Origin of the sequence: Cellulomonas sp. McL0617, assembly GCF_049994875.1 — a bacterium.
In the GTDB taxonomy this organism is placed as follows: Bacteria; Actinomycetota; Actinomycetes; order Actinomycetales; family Cellulomonadaceae; genus Cellulomonas.
Map to the genome: position 1 here is coordinate 3,557,205 of NZ_CP188256.1, position 18,039 is coordinate 3,575,243.

The 18,039-nt window shown below is 72.8% G+C and carries 19 protein-coding genes and 2 riboswitches; of the genes, 9 read left to right on the forward strand and 10 right to left on the reverse strand.

Going from position 1 to position 18,039, the window contains the following annotated elements:
• The first annotated feature begins 1 nt into the window (after position 1).
• Positions 2 to 700, forward strand: a complete 699-nt coding sequence (locus ACPPVS_RS16180; RefSeq protein WP_426593255.1) for a DUF2599 domain-containing protein — start codon at positions 2 to 4, stop codon at positions 698 to 700.
• A gap of 61 nt (positions 701 to 761) precedes the next feature.
• The gene (locus ACPPVS_RS16185; protein ID WP_426593256.1) at positions 762 to 1,007 is read left to right on the forward strand and encodes a LapA family protein; all 246 of its coding nucleotides are present in this window, start codon (positions 762 to 764) and stop codon (positions 1,005 to 1,007) included.
• Between the two features lie 46 nt (positions 1,008 to 1,053).
• Here the strand turns inward: ACPPVS_RS16185 and ACPPVS_RS16190 are convergent, their stop codons facing one another.
• Together ACPPVS_RS16190 and ACPPVS_RS16195 are read right to left on the reverse strand one after the other, a co-directional pair.
• The gene (locus ACPPVS_RS16190; protein WP_426593257.1) at positions 1,054 to 3,123 is read right to left on the reverse strand and encodes an acyl-CoA dehydrogenase; all 2,070 of its coding nucleotides are present in this window, start codon (positions 3,121 to 3,123) and stop codon (positions 1,054 to 1,056) included.
• Positions 3,120 to 3,908, reverse strand: coding sequence for a TetR/AcrR family transcriptional regulator (locus ACPPVS_RS16195; protein WP_426593258.1), 789 nt, complete (start codon positions 3,906 to 3,908; stop codon positions 3,120 to 3,122). Before ACPPVS_RS16195 ends, ACPPVS_RS16190 begins: the two co-directional genes overlap by 4 nt.
• Positions 3,909 to 4,001: 93 nt before the next feature.
• On the opposite strand from ACPPVS_RS16195, the gene ACPPVS_RS16200 reads away from it, so the two are divergent.
• From ACPPVS_RS16200 to ACPPVS_RS16210, 3 genes are read left to right on the forward strand one after another with little or no spacing between them, the layout of a single operon-like run.
• Positions 4,002 to 5,309, forward strand: a complete 1,308-nt coding sequence (locus ACPPVS_RS16200) for an acetyl-CoA C-acetyltransferase (RefSeq protein WP_426593259.1) — start codon at positions 4,002 to 4,004, stop codon at positions 5,307 to 5,309.
• Positions 5,309 to 6,643: a 3-oxoacyl-ACP reductase gene (locus tag ACPPVS_RS16205; protein ID WP_426593260.1), complete on the forward strand. Its 1,335-nt coding sequence runs from the start codon at positions 5,309 to 5,311 to the stop codon at positions 6,641 to 6,643. Before ACPPVS_RS16200 ends, ACPPVS_RS16205 begins: the two co-directional genes overlap by 1 nt.
• A complete protein-coding gene (locus tag ACPPVS_RS16210; protein ID WP_426593261.1) occupies positions 6,640 to 7,506 on the forward strand; it encodes a MaoC/PaaZ C-terminal domain-containing protein in 867 nt (288 codons plus the stop codon). Before ACPPVS_RS16205 ends, ACPPVS_RS16210 begins: the two co-directional genes overlap by 4 nt.
• A gap of 162 nt (positions 7,507 to 7,668) precedes the next feature.
• On the opposite strand, the gene ACPPVS_RS16215 is transcribed toward ACPPVS_RS16210, so the two are convergent.
• Positions 7,669 to 8,016 carry a DUF2568 domain-containing protein gene (locus ACPPVS_RS16215; RefSeq protein WP_426593262.1) on the reverse strand — a complete coding sequence of 116 codons (348 nt, stop codon included), beginning with the start codon at positions 8,014 to 8,016 and terminating at the stop codon, positions 7,669 to 7,671.
• Positions 8,017 to 8,153: 137 nt separating this feature from the next.
• A complete protein-coding gene (locus ACPPVS_RS16220) occupies positions 8,154 to 9,548 on the reverse strand; it encodes an aminotransferase class V-fold PLP-dependent enzyme (protein WP_426593263.1) in 1,395 nt (464 codons plus the stop codon).
• 37 nt (positions 9,549 to 9,585) lie between these two features.
• Positions 9,586 to 9,700: riboswitch (SAM riboswitch) on the reverse strand.
• Positions 9,701 to 9,817: 117 nt separating this feature from the next.
• A riboswitch (SAM riboswitch) is annotated at positions 9,818 to 9,931 on the forward strand.
• A gap of 41 nt (positions 9,932 to 9,972) precedes the next feature.
• Between ACPPVS_RS16220 and ACPPVS_RS16225 the strand changes: the two genes are divergently transcribed.
• From ACPPVS_RS16225 to ACPPVS_RS16240, 4 genes are read left to right on the forward strand one after another with little or no spacing between them, the layout of a single operon-like run.
• Positions 9,973 to 10,392: a rhodanese-like domain-containing protein gene (locus ACPPVS_RS16225; protein ID WP_426593264.1), complete on the forward strand. Its 420-nt coding sequence runs from the start codon at positions 9,973 to 9,975 to the stop codon at positions 10,390 to 10,392.
• On the forward strand, positions 10,389 to 11,648 hold the full coding sequence (locus ACPPVS_RS16230) for an O-succinylhomoserine sulfhydrylase (RefSeq protein WP_426593265.1): 1,260 nt from the start codon (positions 10,389 to 10,391) through the stop codon (positions 11,646 to 11,648). The genes ACPPVS_RS16225 and ACPPVS_RS16230 overlap by 4 nt, the downstream gene beginning before the upstream one ends.
• Positions 11,649 to 11,683: 35 nt before the next feature.
• Positions 11,684 to 12,307, forward strand: coding sequence for a DUF1345 domain-containing protein (locus ACPPVS_RS16235; protein ID WP_426593266.1), 624 nt, complete (start codon positions 11,684 to 11,686; stop codon positions 12,305 to 12,307).
• Between the two features lie 10 nt (positions 12,308 to 12,317).
• Positions 12,318 to 12,629, forward strand: a complete 312-nt coding sequence (locus ACPPVS_RS16240) for a hypothetical protein (RefSeq protein ID WP_426593267.1) — start codon at positions 12,318 to 12,320, stop codon at positions 12,627 to 12,629.
• Here ACPPVS_RS16240 and ACPPVS_RS16245 read toward each other — a convergent pair whose 3' ends face one another.
• The 6 genes from ACPPVS_RS16245 to purS all read right to left on the reverse strand — a co-directional run bounded on the left by ACPPVS_RS16245 (position 12,630) and on the right by purS (position 17,887).
• On the reverse strand, positions 12,630 to 13,427 hold the full coding sequence (locus ACPPVS_RS16245; RefSeq protein WP_426593268.1) for a DUF1684 domain-containing protein: 798 nt from the start codon (positions 13,425 to 13,427) through the stop codon (positions 12,630 to 12,632).
• Positions 13,427 to 14,809, reverse strand: a complete 1,383-nt coding sequence (locus ACPPVS_RS16250; protein WP_426593269.1) for an NtaA/DmoA family FMN-dependent monooxygenase — start codon at positions 14,807 to 14,809, stop codon at positions 13,427 to 13,429. The genes ACPPVS_RS16245 and ACPPVS_RS16250 overlap by 1 nt, the downstream gene beginning before the upstream one ends.
• Before the next feature lie 10 nt (positions 14,810 to 14,819).
• Positions 14,820 to 15,887 (reverse strand): LLM class flavin-dependent oxidoreductase, encoded by a 1,068-nt coding sequence (locus ACPPVS_RS16255; protein ID WP_426593270.1) that lies wholly within the window; start codon positions 15,885 to 15,887, stop codon positions 14,820 to 14,822.
• Between the two features lie 74 nt (positions 15,888 to 15,961).
• A complete protein-coding gene (locus ACPPVS_RS16260; protein WP_426593271.1) occupies positions 15,962 to 16,915 on the reverse strand; it encodes a GNAT family N-acetyltransferase in 954 nt (317 codons plus the stop codon).
• Between the two features lie 10 nt (positions 16,916 to 16,925).
• Complete coding sequence (gene purQ, locus ACPPVS_RS16265) at positions 16,926 to 17,621, reverse strand: phosphoribosylformylglycinamidine synthase subunit PurQ (RefSeq protein WP_426593272.1); 696 nt, start codon at positions 17,619 to 17,621, stop codon at positions 16,926 to 16,928.
• Positions 17,618 to 17,887, reverse strand: a complete 270-nt coding sequence (gene purS, locus ACPPVS_RS16270; RefSeq protein ID WP_426593273.1) for a phosphoribosylformylglycinamidine synthase subunit PurS — start codon at positions 17,885 to 17,887, stop codon at positions 17,618 to 17,620. The genes purQ and purS overlap by 4 nt, the downstream gene beginning before the upstream one ends.
• Positions 17,888 to 18,039: the final 152 nt, after the last annotated feature.

The window sequence follows — 18,039 nt, forward strand, 5'->3', positions numbered from 1 at the left end:
CATGCCGAGGTCACGCGTGGTCGTCGCGCTCGTCGCGGCGACCCTCGCCCTCGCGGCCTGCACGGGCCCGGCAGCGCCGACCCCGAGCCCGACGCACGCGGCCCCGACCCCAGCAGCGGTCGCGGTCACCAGCGGGCCCGCGACGATCACCGCCCAGCCTCTGGACCGCACGGCCGTCGCGACCGTGACGCCCGACGACGACGGGTCCGTCCGGCTCAGCGTCTCCGAGGGCGAGACGGTGCTGACTGCGCCGGCCGGCACCACGTTCCGGGCGCTCGAGGACGGGTCGGCGCTCGTCGAGGGTGCCGCGGGCGCGTTCGTCGCCGGGATCAGCACGGACGCGCCAGGCATCCGGCTCGAGCAGGATGGGCCTACCTCGGTCCGGCTCACCGGCACGGCACCCACGGGCGTGTGGGTCGCGAGCGTGGCCGTGCAGGGCGCCGTCTGGGGGCAGGCCGAGGGCGGCAGGTCGCTCGCCGTGACGCCGAGCGCCTGGGCCCGGGCGTGGTCGCAGGCGGCGAGCGTGGGCCTGTGGTCGCAGCTCGTCGCCCAGGATCCCGACGCGGACAGCCCGACCATGCGCGCCCAGCTCGAGTGCCATCAGCTCGGCGCCCCCGAGAAGGCCACCTGGAACCTGGAGCCCTGGCGACCGGACGTCAGCGCGGTGGACATGATCGCGGCGCGTTGCAACCCGGAATGACCTCGTCAGGGCCACGAGGCGGAACAATCGGACGACCCGTCGTCTAGCGGAGGTCCGTCCGATGTCTCAGAACAGCACGCCCGCCGGCGACGGTGCCGTCGTCGCGTTCCTCAAGCGGCGTTGGCTCGCTCTCGTCATCCTCGTGGTGGTCATCGTCCTGATCGTCGCCAACCGGGATCCGGTGAGCTTCAACCTGGTGTTCACCTCGTTCGAGACCCCCGAGTGGGTGGTCATCCTGGTGACGTTCGTGCTCGGCGGCATCGCCGGCTGGATCGCCAAGACGCGCCGGGCCAACCGCAAGGCCTGACGCCGCAGGCGTCCGAACGGCAGCCTGTTCGGACGCCCGCGGGGCCTCAGCGGTGGTGCTTCTCCGGGACCGGGGCGTCGCCCGACGCACGCTGGGCCTCGTAGAACGCGCGCGCCTCGGTCTGGCGCGACTCCTCCGCGCCCGACGCGATCGGGGCGCGCAGGTGGGCCTGCTCGTACCCGAAGGCGTCGACGAGGCTCTGGGCGTGCGGCCGCAGCCGGGCCAGCAGCCGGTCGATGTACGACGTCACGGTGCGGGCCCGCCCGGTCGAGAGCCGACCGTTCAGCAGGTACCACGTCAGGTGGCGCTCGATCAGGGAGAGCCCGAACAGGTCGCGCACCCACGTGAGGATCTGCCGGGTGCTGGGGTCGGTGACCCGCTCGAGCGCCGCAGTGAACGACTCCCACTGCACCAGCTCGGCGTGCGCTCGCGCGGCCTCGACGAGCTCGTGCTGGTGCGCGTTGAACAGCGCGGCACCCTCGGCCGGCGTCGCCTTCTGGGCGGGCCGCAGGGCCTGCGCGACCTCGGCGACCATGGTCTCGACACGGTCGACGAGCAGCTCGCGCTGGGTCGTCGTCTCGCGCAGCTGACCGGCCGACCGACGGGGGTCGCCCACGTCGGCGATCGTCTGGACGGCCCGCACCAACGGCGTCCGGTACCGCGCGGCGTCGGCGGCCCGCTCGGCCACGACGCGGGCCACCTTGGTGGCGACGAGGTGCTTGAACGAGTGCGCGTAGTCAGCCAGGAGACGCTTCCCGACGAGCTGCAGCAGGACGGTGTTGTCGCCCTCGAACGTGGCATAGACGTCCATGTCGGCACGCAGCCCGGTGAGCCGGTTCTCGGCCAGGTACCCGGCGCCGCCGCACGCCTCGCGCGAGACCTGCAGCGTGGTGAGCGCGTGCCACGTGGACGTCGGCTTGAGCGCGGCGGCCAGCGTCTCCAGGTCCTCGCGCGACTGCGGGGTGTCGTTGCGGCCGGAGAACACGTCGTCGAACGCCGCGAGCAGGTCCTCGTGCGCGAAGCCGGCGGCGTACGTCTCGGCGAGCAGCGGCAGGAGGCGGCGCTGGTGCTCGGCGTAGTCGAGGATCACCACCTCCTCGGTGGGCGACGAGGACGCGAACTGGCGCCGCTGGTTGCCGTAGGTGATCGCGATCGTCAGGCCGAGCCGGGCGGCGACGACGGCCGCGCCGTCCAGCGAGACGCGCCCCTGCACGAGGGTGCCGAGCATGGTGAAGAACCGGCGTCCGGGGTTGTCGATCGGCGACTCGTAGACGCCCTCGGGGGTGACGTCGCCGTACCGGTTGAGCAGGTTGGTGCGCGGGACGCGCACGTGGTCGAACCAGAGCCGGCCGTTGTCGATGCCGTTCAGGCCGCCCTTGAGCCCGTCGTCCTCGCCACCGACGCCCGGCAGGAAGGCCATCGTGGCCTCGTCGCGGATGGGCACGTAGAGGGCGTGAACGCCGTGGTCCACGCCCTGGGTGACCAGCCGCGCGAACACGACCGCGGCCGTGCCGTGCTGACCGGCGTTGCCCAGGTAGTCCTTCCACGCGGCCCGGAACGGTGTGTGGAGGACGAACTCCTGCGTGGACCCGTCGTACGTCGCCGTCGTGCCGATCGCTGCGACGTCCGAACCGTGGCCGGTCTCCGTCATCGCGAACGCACCCGGGACCTTGATCGACAGGGCGTCGGCGAGGAACTCATCATGGTTGCGGTCGGTGCCCAGGTGGTAGATCGCCGAGGCGAACAACCCCCACTGCACACCCGACTTGATCTGCAGCGACGGGTCCGCGTGCGTCAGCTCCTCGAACCGCGCCAGGAAGCCGCCGTGGTCGCCGGCGCCGCCGAACCGCTCGGGGAACGAGCGGTGCACGTCACCCTCGGCCGCCAGCAACCGGAGCTGGGCGAGCACGCGCTCACGGTGCTCGGGCACGGACTGCCCTTCGATCCGGTGGAACCGCTCGTCGGTCATCAGCCGGCGGGCCGCCAGCCGCAGCTCGGGGTAGTGGCCGAGCAGGACCTCGCTCAGATGGGCGATGTCGACGGAGACGTCGGCGTCCAGGCGGGGGTCGCCCGTGTCGTCCACCGGGGTCGAGGTGCGCTGCGTGGTGGTGCTCATGCTTCCTCCGTGCTCGTGCTGACGTCGGTGGGGCTTCCAGCGGTCTTTCGGTCTCGGGCCAGCAGGCCCACGGGTCCCGCCCACAACCAGGCGGCGACGTGGGCGGTGATCTCCTCGCGGTCGGGGGTGCCGGGCTCGTCACGGTGCGCCAGCCACCACTCCCCGGACCCGCGCACGAAGCCGACGGCGCCCGCGGCCCAGGACTCGGCGAGCGCGACGCGGGCGGTCAGGGCGGCGTCGTCGGCCGACGCGTCCTCCGGCCGGCGTGCCCTGCCGTTGTGCTCCTCGGTCAGCCCGCGCGCGAACGGCGCGGCGACCAGGGCGGTGACCGAGTCGAGGAAGTGCCCGAGCGGCCCGCCGGACTCCACCGACCCGTTGCGGGTGACGAACGCGTACACGTTGGGCGATGACTCGATCATCTCGAGGTAGACCGCGACCATCGCGCGCAGACCCTCCCGCGGCGTCGGCGCGACCCGCAGGACGCCCTCGAGCGCCCCCTGGATCTGCAGGACGACGGCCTCGGCGACGGCGATCTGCAGCCCGGTCTTGTCGGTGAAGTAGCGGTAGACGATCGACTTGGAGGTGCCCGCGTCGGCGGCGATCTCCTCCATGGAGACGTCCGGTCCGCGATGGTGGACCGTGCGGCGGGCCGTGCGCACCAGCTCCGCGCGCCGGGCCTCGCGATGGTCGGCCCAACGGGTCGAGCGGCCGTCGGGTTCCGACGGCTGCACGATGAGGGCGGTGAGGGTCGTCGACGTCGACGTACCCGGGGGGCTCGGGCTCACGAGACCGAAGGTATCAGGTACTGTGGGTTTCGGACACTGCGTCACATCAAGCCGGTTCGCTTCATCGACGAATGCGAGAGGAACGAGCCCCTCATGGCCCGTCGCACCACCACCCCCACCCCGCGCAACGCCTACGTGCTCGGAGGCAACCGCATCCCCTTCGCCCGCGCCGGCGGCCCCTACGCGCACGCCAGCAACCAGGACATGCTCACGGCCGCGCTCGACGGGCTGGTGGCGCGCTACGGGCTGCAGGGCGAACGGATCGGCGAGGTGGCGGCCGGTGCGGTCCTCAAGCACAGCCGCGACTTCAACCTCACGCGCGAGTCTGTGCTGGGCTCGGCGCTCTCCGCCGAGACGCCCGCGTACGACGTGCAGATGGCGTGCGCGACCGGGCTCGAGACCGTCGTGTCGCTCAGCAACAAGATCCGCCTCGGACAGCTCGAGTCGGCGATCGCGGGCGGCGTCGACACCACGTCGGACGCCCCGATCGCGGTGAGCGACCGGCTGCGGCGCCAGCTGCTCGACCTCTCGCACGCGAAGTCCGCCGCCCAGAAGCTCGCCGCCGTCGCCAAGATCCGCCCGAAGGACCTCGCGCCCTCCGCTCCCCGCACCGACGAGCCGCGCACGCACCTGTCGATGGGCGAGCACCAGGCGCTGACCACCGCGCAGTGGGGCATCTCGCAGGCGGCGCAGGACGAGGTCGCGCTGGCCAGCCACCAGAACCTGGCCGCGGCCTACGACGCCGGGTTCTTCGACGACCTGGTCACGCCCTTCCGCGGCCTGGCGCGCGACGCGAACCTGCGAGCGGACTCGTCCCTGGAGAAGCTGGCGTCGCTGAAGCCCGTCTTCGGCCTCGGGCTGGACACCCCGGCGACGATGACCGCGGGCAACTCGACCCCGCTGTCCGACGGTGCCTCGACGGTGCTGCTCGGCTCCGCGGACTGGGCATCCGCGCACGGTCTCGTCCCGCTCGCGTCCGTGGTCGACGCCGAGGCGGCCGCGGTCGACTTCGTGCACGGCGTCGACGGACTGCTCATGGCTCCTGTGTTCGCCGTGCCCCGGCTGCTCGCCCGCAACGGGCTGACCCTCGACGACTTCGACCTGGTCGAGATCCACGAGGCCTTCGCGTCGACCGTGCTGACGATCCTGGCGGCGTGGGAGTCGGAGTCGTTCGGCCGCGACCGCCTGGGGCTCGAGGGCGCCTTCGGCTCCGTGGACCGCGCGAAGCTCAACGTCCACGGCTCGTCGCTCGCCGCCGGGCACCCGTTCGCCGCGACGGGCGGTCGGATCGTCGCGACCGTCAGCAAGGAGCTCCACCGACGCGGACCCGGAACCCGGGCACTGGTGTCGGTCTGCGCCGCAGGGGGTCTGGGAATGACCGCGATCCTCGAGGCGGCCTGATGTCCGCCGACACGTACCTGAACCTGGTCAACGGCGGGTTCACGGGCAAGCTGGCCAAGCAGCTGGGGCTCCCGCAGCCCACACCGCTGCGTCGCTTCCAGGAAGGCCAGGCGCTGCTCGACGGGCCGGTCCTGGTGATCGGCGACGACGAGCTCGCCCGGCTCCTGTCGGCCGACTGGGACCTCGACGTGCACCGGGTGGCGGCGCCCGACCTGCGGTACTCGGCCGTCGTGCTCGGGCTCACGTCACTGACCCACCCGTCGGAGCTGGCGGCTCCCGTCCTCGAGCTCGCCGGCGTGCTCAAGAGGCTGGCGCGGGGCGGTCGCGTGTTCACGGTCTCCCGCGCCGCCACGTCCGACGACGCTCCGGCGGTCGCCGCGGCCCGGCAGGGCGTCGACGGGTTCCTGCGGTCGATCGCCAAGGAGCTGCGCGGCGGTGCGACCGCGAACGGGCTCGTGCTCGGGTCCGACGTCCCGGTCACCGCGCCCTCCGTCGTCGGTGCGCTGCGGTTCTTCCTGTCCACGCGGTCGGCGTTCGTGGACGGCCAGCTGCTGGAGGTCGACTCGTTGGCCGGGTCGCTCCCCGCGTCGTGGGACCGACCGTTGGCGGGTCGCGTCGCGGTGGTCACGGGGGCCGCCCGCGGCATCGGTGAGTCGATCGCGGACACACTCGCCCGGGACGGTGCGACCGTGGTCGTGGTCGACGTGCCCGCCGCCGGGGAGCACCTGGTGGTCGTCGCCAACCGCGTGCGGGGAACCGCGCTGCAGCTCGACGTGACGGCGCCGGACGCCGGGGCGCGCATCCTCGAGCACGCGCTCGCGCGGCACGGACGGCTCGACATCGTCGTGCACAACGCCGGCATCACGCGCGACAAGCTGCTGGCCAACATGACGCCGGAGAAGTGGGACTCGGTGCTGGCCGTCAACATCGCGTCCCAGCTGGCGATCAACGAGGCGCTGCTGACGTCCGGCGACTTCACCGACGCCCCGCGGATCGTCTCCCTCGCATCGACCTCCGGCATCGCCGGCAACCGCGGGCAGGCCAACTACGCGGCGTCCAAGGGTGGCGTGATCGGCATGGTCCGCGCGACCGCGCCGCTGCTGGAGGTGTTCGGGGGTACCGCGAACGCCGTCGCGCCCGGGTTCATCGAGACCGAGATGACCGCGCGCATCCCGGCCGTCACCCGGCAGGTCGCGCGCCGGCTGAACTCCCTGCAGCAGGGCGGGCTGCCCGTCGACGTCGCCGAGACGGTCGCGTTCCTGGCCTCCCCGGCGGCCGGCGGGATCGTGGGACGCGTGCTGCGGGTGTGCGGGCAGAACCTGGTCGGCCGGTGACGGTCGTCGTCCTGCCCGGCGTGCCCGGGCTCGGCGGACTGTACGTGCGCGGCGCGGCCTCGTCGGGACGGCTGGCTCTGTCCCGACGACGGGGCCGGGCACCGGCCGAGCTGCCGGCCGTCGAGTACGTCGTGCGCGGCGTCCAGGCGTCCGCCGACCACCTGACCGCGTACCAGCACCTGCTCGGCGAGTCCGCGAGCGACGCCCTGCCGGCCGGGTTCGTGCACGTGCTCGCGTTCCCCGTCGCGACGGCCCTCATGGCGCGCTCCGACTTCCCGCTGCCGGTGGCCGGCCTGATCCACCTGTCGAACCACGTCACGCAGACCCGGCCCGTGACACTCGTCGACCGGCTCGACCTCCACGCGTCCGCGACGAACCTGCGCGGGCACCGCACGGGCACCCAGGTCGACCTCGTGACGACCGTGTCGGTCGACGACGAGATCGTCTGGCGGGGCGTGTCCACCTATCTCGCGCGCGGCCTGTTCCTGGCGGGCGACGCCGCGGACGAGCGGACGTCCTTCGAGCCGCCGACGCCGACCGGCAGGTGGGTGCTCGCCGCCGACACCGGCCGCCGCTACGCCGCCGTCTCCGGCGACCGCAACCCGATCCATGTGTCGTCACTGGCCGCCCGCGCGTTCGGGTTCCCCCGCGCGATCGCCCACGGCCTGTACACGGCGTCGCGTGCGCTCGCGGCCGTCGGAGCCGCCCGCGGAGACGCGTTCGACTGGTCGGTGACCTTCCTCAGACCCGTGCTGCTGCCGTCCACGGTCGACGTCCGGATCGCACCGTCGGACGTCGGCTTCTCGTTCGCGGCCTGGAGCAGCGCCCCGCACCTGACGGGCTCGGTCACGCCGCACGCCTGATCGGCCGACGAACGGCCGTCGGGTCTCGGATCCCGCCGGCCGCCCGCCTTGATGACCATCTTCGTCCAGACACCGCCCACCCGCAGGCCGGCGACGACACCCCGTCCGGACAGGCGTCGCGCGCGTTCGCACGGCCGGGCGGTGGCGCGGGCGCAGCGGGCGTCAGGACGCGCGGGCCGCCGTGAAGACGGCCGCGCCGATCACGGCGAACGGGACGACGACGAACGCCGAGATGCCCGCGAGCAGCGCGACGACCGCTGTGAGCACGAACAGCCCGGTGGCCACGACGGCCCGAACGGTGCCGGGGAGGCGGTGCGTCGAGAGCGGGGCCATCCAGCGGCTCCACACCGCGACGGCGACCGCCACGAACACGACCGCGAGGACCAACGACAGCAGCGTGCTGCTGCCGAGCCGCCACCCAGCCACGGCCAGCAAGGCGACCATCACCACCTCGACGAGAAACGCGACCACACCGAGCACGCCGACCTGCTCCTGGCTCCTGTCTTGCACCCAGTCATCCTCTCCCGGGTCCCAGTGGCGAGAACGGCACTTTGGCGCGAGAACGGCACTCTGAACTGCCGTTCTCGCGACGAACTGCCGGTCTCGGCGGACGGCCCGGGCCGGGGGCCGGGCCGAGCCGTCGGCGGTCAGTCGTCCAGGGCCGGGCCGCAGGCGGCTGCGGCCGTCGCGGCCAGGTGGTCCAGGCCGTGCACCTCGACCAGCGGGCGTGTGTCGTCGACCACCGACCAGCAGCCGTCGACGATCTCGTAGCCGGAGCGCGGGCCGTCGGCCAGGTACTCCGTCAGGGCCGTGAGGAGCCGGTCGACGGCCTCGCTCGGCGTGCCGACGCCCACCGACGCGCGGATCGCCCCGTCGGACGCCCCGAGGTGCGCGAGCAGCGGGTGCGCGCAGAAGCGGCCGTCGCGGACGCCGATGCCGTGCTCGGCGGACAGGTACGCGGCGACGAGGCCGGGGTTGTGTCCCGGGACGGTGAACGTCAGGACGCCGACGGGCGGGGCCGAGTCGGGCCAGATCCGCGCGATCTCCACGCCGTCGATGGCGCTCAGACCGGCGACCAGCCGCGCGCGCAGGGCGTCCTCGTGGGCGTGCAGCGCACCCGCCGGCAGGGCTGCGAGCTGGTCGCAGGCCTCCGCGAGCGCGATGGCGCCGATCACGTTGGGCGAACCGGCCTCGTGCCGAGCCGGGGCCGGCTGCCAGATCGTGCGATCGGTCCGCACGTCGCGCACCGCACCTCCCCCTGCGAGGTACGGCGAGCCCGTGTCGAGCCAGTCGCGACGACCGACGAGCGCGCCGGCCCCGAACGGCGCGTAGGTCTTGTGCCCCGAGAACGCGATGTAGTCGGCGTCCGACGACGTCAACGAGAACCCGCGGTGCGGCACCAGCTGGGCGCCGTCGATCGCGACGCGCGTGCCCTCGGCGTGCGCGAGGGCGATGACCTCGTCCAGGGGCAGCGACTCGCCGGTGACGTTGGAGGCGCCCGTGACGGTCAGGAGGGCGTAGTGCTGGCGCGCGAGCTCGTCGCGAAGCTTGCTCAGGGTCTCCGCGACGGTGCCGGCGATCGGCAGGATCGTGGTCTGGTGACCGTGACCGGGCGCGGAGTGCACCCAGGGCAGCAGGTTGGCGTGGTGCTCGATGTCGAGGACGAGCACCCGGCCGCCGGTCGGGACCACGCCCGCCAGCAGGTTGAGCGAGTCGGTGGTGTTGCGGGTGATGATGGCGACGTCGTCGGGACGCGCGTCCACGAAGCGGGCGATCGTCTGGCGGGCCGACTCGTACAACGCGGTGGACACCTGCGAGAGGTAGCCGGCGCCGCGGTGCACGGACGCGTACAGCGGCAGCACCTCGGTGACGCGGGCAGCGACGGCCTCGAGCGCAGGCGCGCTGGCGGCGTAGTCCAGGTTGGCGTAGACGACCTGCGAGCCGTCGACGAGGGGCACCGTGGTGTTGCCGCCGACGACGGGGAGCAGGGCGCTCACCGCATCGACGTCCGCACAGGAGAGGCGCTCGGCAGTTGCGGTCATGATGGTCCTCCGACAAAGGGGGCAACCACGACGGTGGACCCCGCGCTTGCCGAGCCCCGGACGGAGCACGGCCAGGTCGTCACCCGGGGCACCCCACCGCGGAGGAGGGTTGCCGGCCAGCGAGCCGGGGCTTGACGCTGGCGCTCATGACCTGAGAAGAGGGTCCCCGCACCCCCGCGGGACTGTCAACGTCCGGGACGGATCGTCTCGGATCGCAAGACCTCGATTCCACCAGTTGGATTCCACGGATCACCGCACTAGCATCACCGGCACCATCCAGAGCGGCTGAGAGATCTGGCTCGACGACGCCGCAGCAACCCGCGAGCACGCTGTCGACCACCGGCAGCCTCGGACGAGGGTGCTACCGCCAGGACCGATGGAGGTATCGCACCGTGAACGCCACCACCCATGAGACGGGGCCCGCATGAGCTACGCCGGCGACCTGACCCCCCAGCAGGCCTGGGAACTGCTCACGTCCGACCAGAGCGCGCTGCTGGTCGACGTGCGCACCGACGCCGAGTGGGCCTACGTGGGCATCCCGGACGCCGCCGCGATCGACGGCCGCTCCGCACTGGTCGAGTGGGTGACCTATCCGTCGGGACGCCCGAACCCCCAGTTCCTCAAGCAGCTGGGCGAGCTCGGGCTGGCGTCCGGCGACGGTCGGCCGATCGTGTTCCTGTGCCGGTCGGGCGTGCGCTCGATCGCGGCCGCGAACGCCGCGACGGCCGCCGGGCTCGGCCCCGCCTACAACGTGCTCGAGGGTTTCGAGGGCGACGTGGGCGCGGACGGCCACCGCGGGCACTCGGGCTGGCGCGCCGCCGGCCTGCCCTGGCGCCAGCGATGAGCGCGGCTCGCGTGCCGGGTCCCGGCGACTGGGACGAGAAGCGCGTCGAGCGCAGCACGCTGCGCCCCGACACGCTCGCCGTGCGCGGCGGGCTGGTGCGGTCGCAGTTCCAGGAGATGTCCGAGGCGCTGTTCCTGACGCAGGGCTACGTCTACGACAACGGCGCACAGGCCGAGTCCGCCTTCGCCGGTGAGTACGACCGGTTCCTGTACTCGCGGTACAACAACCCGACGGTCTCCACGTTCGAGGAGCGGCTGCGGCTGCTCGACGGGGCCGAGGCGGCCTACGCCACCGCGAGCGGGATGTCCGCGGTCTTCACCGCGCTGGCAGCCGTGGCCCGGTCGGGCTCACGCATCGTGGCGGCCCGGGCGCTGTTCGGCTCGACGGTCGTGCTCTTCGACGAGGTCCTGGCGAAGTGGGGCGTCACCACCGACTACGTCGACGGGCACGTGCTCTCGCAGTGGGAGGCCGCGCTGTCGACGCCTGCCGACGTGGTGTTCTTCGAGACGCCGTCCAACCCGATGCAGGACCTTGTCGACATCGAGGCGGTCTCGCGGCTCGCGCACGCCGCCGGGGCCCTGGTCATCGTCGACAACGTGTTCGCGACGCCCGTCCTGTCGCGGCCGCTCGACCTCGGCGCCGACGTGGTCGTCTACTCCGCGACCAAGCACATCGACGGTCAGGGCCGCGTGCTCGGCGGTGCGATCCTGGGTTCCGAGGAGTACATCCACGGCCCGGTGCAGACGATGATCCGCAACACCGGACCGTCGATGTCGGCGTTCAACGCGTGGGTGCTGCTCAAGGGGCTGGAGACGCTCTCGCTGCGGGTCCGCCACCAGACGGCGTCGGCCCTGCGCCTGGCGACCTGGCTCGAGGCGCAGCCCGGGGTCTCGCAGGTCCGCTACCCCTACCTCCCCTCGCACCCGCAGCACGCGCTCGCGCTGACGCAGCAGAGCGGCGGCGGCACGGTCGTGACGTTCAACCTCGCGGTGCCGGCGGACGCGTCCGCAGAGGTGGCCAAGAAGGCCACGTTCGGGGTGGTCGACGCGCTTCGGATCGTCGACATCTCGAACAACCTGGGCGACGCGAAGTCGATCATCACGCACCCCGCCACGACGACGCACCGCAAGCTCGGTGCGGACGGGCGTGCGGCCGTGGGGATCGCCGAGTCCACGCTGCGGTTCTCGGTGGGCCTCGAGGACCCCGAGGACCTCATCGACGACCTCACACAGGCGCTGGACACACTCGCGACCTGACGCCGAATCGGTCGGCCGGCCGGAACACTGTCGACATGGTCAACCGACGCGTCGTGGTGTCCCCGGCGGTCCGCCTGCTCGTCGGGCTGGTGCTGGGCATCGGCGTGGGGATCGTGGTCAGCTGGTCGTCGGTGCTCGCGGCGCTGCTGGCCGGGTGGGCGACCATCGCCGCCGTGTTCGTCGTCTGGACCTGGATCGCGTGCGCGCCCATGGGTCCCGACGAGACCGCGTCCCACGCGACGCGGGAGGAGCCGACGCGGTTCGTGTCGCACCTCGTCGTGATCGCCGCGGCCCTGGTGACGCTCGCCGGTGTGATCTCGCTGCTGGTCAGCGGAGCGATCGGCCAGCTCCTGCCGACCATCGCCATCATGACGAGCGTCCTGGCGTCCTGGGCCGCGATCCACACGGTCTTCGCGCTGCGGTACGCCCGGATGTACCTGACCGACGGCGCCGGCGGCATCGACTTCCATCAGAAGGAAGCGCCTCAGTACACCGACTTCGCGTACGTGGCGGTGACCGTCGGGATGAGCTTCGCGATCTCGGACACCGACCTGGGCTCGTCGCAGATGCGCCGGACGGCGCTGGTGCACGCGCTGCTCAGCTACCTGTTCGGGACCGTCATCATCGCGCTGCTGGTGAACCTCGTCGCGTCCATGTGAGGCTGGGCCGATGGACTCCGAGTTCGACGCCATCGCCGTGGACCTCGTCGCGCGCGGGGCGACCCTCGGCCAGATGATGGGCCATCCGATGCTCAAGGTCGGGTCGTCGATGTTCGCCGCGTTCACGGGCGACGGGCACCTCGCGGTCAAGCTCGGGCGGTCCACGGCCGAGCACGCCGACGCGCTCGCGCTGCCGGGCGCCCGGTTGTGGGCGCCCGGCGGCGGAGCGCGGGTGTTCTACGACTGGGTCTCGCTGCCGCCCGACCAGGAGGACCAGTGGATGCGGTTCGCGGAGGCCGGCCGGTTGTTGGTCAGCCGCTGATCAGCGCACCCACTGCTCGCCGGCCTCGACAGCGACCGTCAGCACGTTCTCGGCGGGCGGCACCGGGCAGGTGGCGAACTCGGTCAGGCCGCACGGCAGGTTGCTCGCGCGGTTGAAGTCGAGGGCGACCGTCCCGTCGCCCCGGAGCGGGCCGAGCGCGAGCGTGCGCGAGGCCGGGTAGGTGGTCACACCGCTCGTCGCGTCGCGGAACAGGACCGACAGCCCGCGGGCGCCGCCGTCGAACACGAGGAGCGACTGCGGCGCGCCGGAGACCTCGAACCGCACGGTTCCGACCGCGGCGTGGTGGTGCTCCAGGCCCTCGACGACGGCGCCGGTGGTGACCGTCCGTGGCGCGTCGAACGCCTCGAACGCGCCCGTGACCAGCCACTTCTCGTCCGGTGCGTATGCCGGGATCCCCGTGAACGCCGCCAGCTGCGGCGCACGCGGGTCGTGCACGCGGATGATCACGTGCGCGGTGCGACGCGCCACCTCGAGGATGAGGTCGCCGGACCGCACGTTCAGGCCCGGGCCGCCCTCGACCGGGTCGAGGGTCGCGACGCCGTCGACCACGTCGCCGCCGGGCACCACGAGGCCGTCGGTCGCGACCGCCTCGATCGTGACCGCGGAGCCGGGCGCCGCGGCCCAGCGGCCCGGGAACTCGTCGAACGTCTGGGCCTGGGCGGTGAGCCAGTGCAGCGCCGTGATGGCGACCCAGCCGTGCGGCTGGGCGAAGTAGGCCTCGCGGGACGCGTGCCACGTCTCCCAGTCGGCGGTGAAGGTGTCGGTGAGCACGGTCATCAGCGGTTCCTCTCGGTCAGGACGGGGTCGAGCGTGCGGCCGAACGCGTCCGCCGCGGGCAGGCCGAGGTTCTCCCGGAGGGTGGAGGCCTCGTAGGACGTGCGGAACGAGCCCCGCTCCTGCAGGAGAGGGACCACCAACGCGGCGAACTCGTCCAGACCGTGCGGCGTCAGGTGCGGCACGAGGATGAACCCGTCGGAGGCGTCCTCCTGCACGTAGCGGTCGATCTGTTCGGCCACGTGCTCGGGCGTCCCGACGAAGTTCGACCGGCCCAGGACCGTGATCACGAGCTCGCGGATCGACAGCCCCTTCGCCTCGGACAGCTCGCGCCACTGCGTCGCGACCGCGATCGGGTCCTTGAACATGCTGGCCCGGCCGTTCGTGATGGAGGGCGCGTCGACCAGCGGGTCGATCGTCGGCAGCGGGCCGTCGACGTCGTACCCGGACAGGTCCCGGTTCCACAGCTGCTCCACGAACGCGCGGGCGACGGACGGGCGGACCGTCTGCAGCTGGAGCTCCCGGAGTCGCTCCTCGGCCTCGGCCGTGGTGTCGCCCAGCACGAACGACGACCCCGGCAGGATCAGCAGGTCCTCGCGCCGGCGCCCGTACCGGGCGAGGCGCCCCTTCACGTCCGCGTAGAACGTCTTGCCGTCCTCGAGCTCGGTGTGCCGGGAGAAGACCGCGTCCGCCACCTGTGCCGCGAGCTCGCGGCCGCCGTCGGAGTCGCCCGCCTGGATGATGACCGGGTGGCCCTGCGGCGGTCGCGGGAGCGTCGGGGTGGCCTCGATGTCGACCAGCCGACCCGTCGTGCGGACCGTGCCGAGCGACCCCGGCCGCACGAAGCTCTCGCCCTCATCGACGATGGCGTCCGGCGCCCAGGCGTCCCACAGTGCGCGCGCGGCCTCCACGACCTCTCGGGCTCGCTCGTACCGGTCGGGGTAGGCCAGGTACCCGCCCCGACGGAAGTTCGCGCCGTGGAAGGCGTCCGACGAGGTCACGACGTTCCACGCGGCGCGGCCGGCGGACAGGTGGTCCAGCGTCGCGAACTGTCGGCCCAGCTCGTACGGGTCGTTGAAGGTCGCGTTGATGGTGCCGGCGAGGCCCACGTGCGTGGTCACCCCGGCGAGGGCGGCGAGCACCGCGTAGGTGTCCGGGCGGCCCACGACGTCCTGGTCGACCAGCTGCCCGCGGTGCTCGCGCAGCCGCAGCCCCTCGGCCAGGAACACGAAGTCGAAGAGCCCGCGCTCGGCGGTGGCGGCCAGGTGCCGGAACGACGCGAACGCCGACTGCGTGTCCGGTCGGTGGCTCGGGTCGGTCCAGACGGTGTGGTGGTTGACGCCCGGGAAGTGGGCGCCCAGGTGGATCTGCTTCTTGGCGGTCATCGGGCGTCCTTCAGCGGGTGGCGGCGTAGCGGCTGGTCGGGCGGGGCAGGCCGAGGGTCTCGCGCAGCGTGCTGTGCTTCGCGACGAGGGGCAGGAGACCCTCCAGCAGGGCGGCGTCCCCCGCGACCGGACGGACGGTCACCCCGTCGGCCAGGTCTGCGAGCGCGGTCAGCTCGGTCGCGACGGTCACGGGTCCCCCGACGACGACGCCGTCCCAGGACCATGGCTCGAACGCGTCGAGGGCGGCGCGACGCTCCGCCGCGACCCGGTCGGTCGGTGCGACGAGCACGTCGACGTCGAGCAGCACGGTGACCGTGTCGGGCACGACGGCCCGGACCGCGGCGGCGGCCTCGGGCGTTCGGACCCGGATGACGTCGGCGCGCCGCGAGGCGACGGCGAGCTCGTGCGGGTCGTCGCCCCGGATCACGACGACCGGCCGACCCTGCGGCGACCGTGGCGTGATCGAGGCGCCGTGCACCGAGAAGAACTCGCCGGTGAACTCGATCGCGTGGACCTTGGCGCGGTCGATGTACCGGTCGCCCTCCGCGTCGAGGATGATCGCGTCGTCCTCCCAGCTGTCCCACAGCCGTTCGAGCACCTCGATGGTGTCGTCCGCCTCGCGCCACAGGGCGGGCAGCTCACGCGGCACCCGCTCGTCGTAGCGCAGCGCCTCGGTGCCCGACCGCGGCTCGACGGCCGAGGTGGCGACGGCGACCTGCACCGCTCCCCGTCCGAGGCTGACGTGGTCGAGGGTCTGGATCTCCTTGCCGACGTGGAACGGCTCCCGGTAGGTCACGGGGACCACCGGGGCGAGACCGATGCCGCTGGTCGTCGGGCCCAGCAGGGCCGCGACCCCGACGGCGTCGAGGCTCCCGACGAAGCGGCCCGGGCGCTCGACCGGGGGCGCCGACGAGTCGTCGACGAAGACGATGGACGCGCCCACCCGTTCGGCGGCATGCGCGCGGTCGAGCCAGTGTCGGGCCGTGAACGCGCGGGCGGCGTCCTCGGCGGGGAGGCGCCAGGCGGCGGGGTGCAGACCGGCGGGCGTGAGCTCGACGGCGAGATGGAACGTGGTCATGGGCGCAGACCGTAGGGCCGATCCGCCGGTTGACCAGGGGTTGGTGGGAAAGTCCCGCGATGCGAGACGGCTGCTCAGAGGACCTTTCCGAAGAGCAGCGAGAGCAAGTCGTCGGTGTACGGGCCGAACGGCACGATCGGCCGGTAACCCGCCGACAGGTACAGGGTGACGGCCTCCGGCTGCCGGATGCCGGTCTGCAGCACCACGCTGGTCAGGCCCGCCGCTCGCGCGTCGTCCTCGATGGCGATCAGCAGCGCGCGGGCGGCACCGGCCCCGCGGGCCGCGTCGTCGACCCAGACCTTCTTGAGCTCGCCGGAGCCTTCGGGGTACCCCTCGCGAGCCGCTCGCAGCGAGGCGCAGCCGACGGGCACGCCGTCCAGGTCGGCGACCACCGAGCAGATGGTGCCGATCCCCTGCCGCGGGTCGTCGGCCGGGAAGCCGCCCGGCGTGGCCTCGACGATCTCCGGGTACCGGACCTCGATGTCGAGCCACATGGCGTACCGCAGCGCGACGGCGTCGGCGTCGTCCCAGGCGACCCGACGCAGCGTAAGCCTCCCGGGGTGCTTCGCGCCCGAGCGACGAGGCTCCGCGTGCAGGTCCTTGGCGAAGCACCGCGAGGACGTCTCGGCGGCGTACGGACCGAAGTTCGGGATCGAGCGGTACCCGGCCAGCTGGTAGAGGGCGAGGGCACCGACCTGCAGGACACCCGTCTCCAGGACCAGCCGCCGGAACCCCTTCTCCGACGCGACCCGTTCGAGCTCGGCGAGCACCTCTCGCGCCAGGCCGCGGCCGCGCGCCCGCGGGACGACGTACATCCGCTTGAGCTCCCCGACGCCCTCGCCGAGGTCCCGGACCGCCCCGCACGCCACGGGCTGGTCGCCGTCCCGCAGCAGGACCAGCGCGGCGATGTGCTCGCCGGTCAGGTCGTGCTCGATGTCGTCCTCGCCGTACAGGTCGCGCAGCTCTGCCTGCTGGGCGTCGCGCAGCCGGGTGGCCGCCGGGTCGTCCCAGTCGACGAGGCTCAGCACGCGGTCCGTCTCAGCCGACGAGGGTGGTCAGGACCGAGGTGAAGAAGCGCAGCCCGTCGACACCCGTGCGCGGCCCCTGGGCGCCGTCGGGACCGAAGCCCGGCTCGACTGCGTGCTCGGGGTGCGGCATGAGGCCGACGACGTTGCCCGCGGCGTTCGAGATGCCGGCGATGCCTCGTCGCGACCCGTTCGGGTTCCAGCCCTGGTAGCGGAAGACCACGCGGCCCTCGCCCTCGAGCTCGTCGAGCGTGTGCTCGTCGGCGACGTACTGGCCGTCCTGGTTCTTCAGAGGGATCGTGATGTGCTCGCCGACCGCGTAGTCGCGGGTCCACGCGGTGTCGACGTTGTCGACGGAGAGCTTCTGCTCGCGGCAGACGAAGTGCAGGTGGTCGTTCTTGATCATCGATCCGGGCAGCAGGTGCGCCTCGGTGAGGACCTGGAAGCCGTTGCAGATGCCGAGAACCGGGAGGCCCCTGTTCGCGGCGTCGACGATCTCGCCCATGACCGGCGCGAACCGGCTGATGGCGCCCGCGCGCAGGTAGTCGCCGTAGGAGAAGCCGCCGGGCAGGACCACCGCGTCGACCCCGTGCAGGTCGGCGTCGGCGTGCCAGAGGCTCACCGCCTCGGCGCCGGCGAGGCGGACCGCCCGCGCGGCGTCGCGATCGTCGAGCGTGCCGGGGAACGTGACGACGCCTACACGAGTCACAGCGCGGGGCCCTGCTCTTCGGTGTCCTCGTAGACCGCGACCACGTCCTCGATGACCGGGTTGGACAGCACCTGCTCGCCCGCGGCACGCGCCGCCGCGAGGATCTCGTCGGTCACCGGCCCGTCGACCTCGAGCTCGAACCGCTTGCCCTGACGGACGGACGCGAACTGCCCGAACCCGAGCCGCGGCAGCGCGCCGGCGACGGCCTTGCCCTGCGGGTCGAGGATCTCGGGCTTCGGCATGACATCGACGACGACTCGTCCCACGAAAGGGCTCCAGGTGTTCGCGCGGCGGTGGGGGGTCGCGGCGATTCTAGCGAGTCGTCGGACGAGCTCTGTTCCCGTATCCATCGCAGATCGTCGGAGATCTCGTGGACAGGCCGGACGCTGCCGTGCCGCGGCTCCTGGGGGCGCTCGCT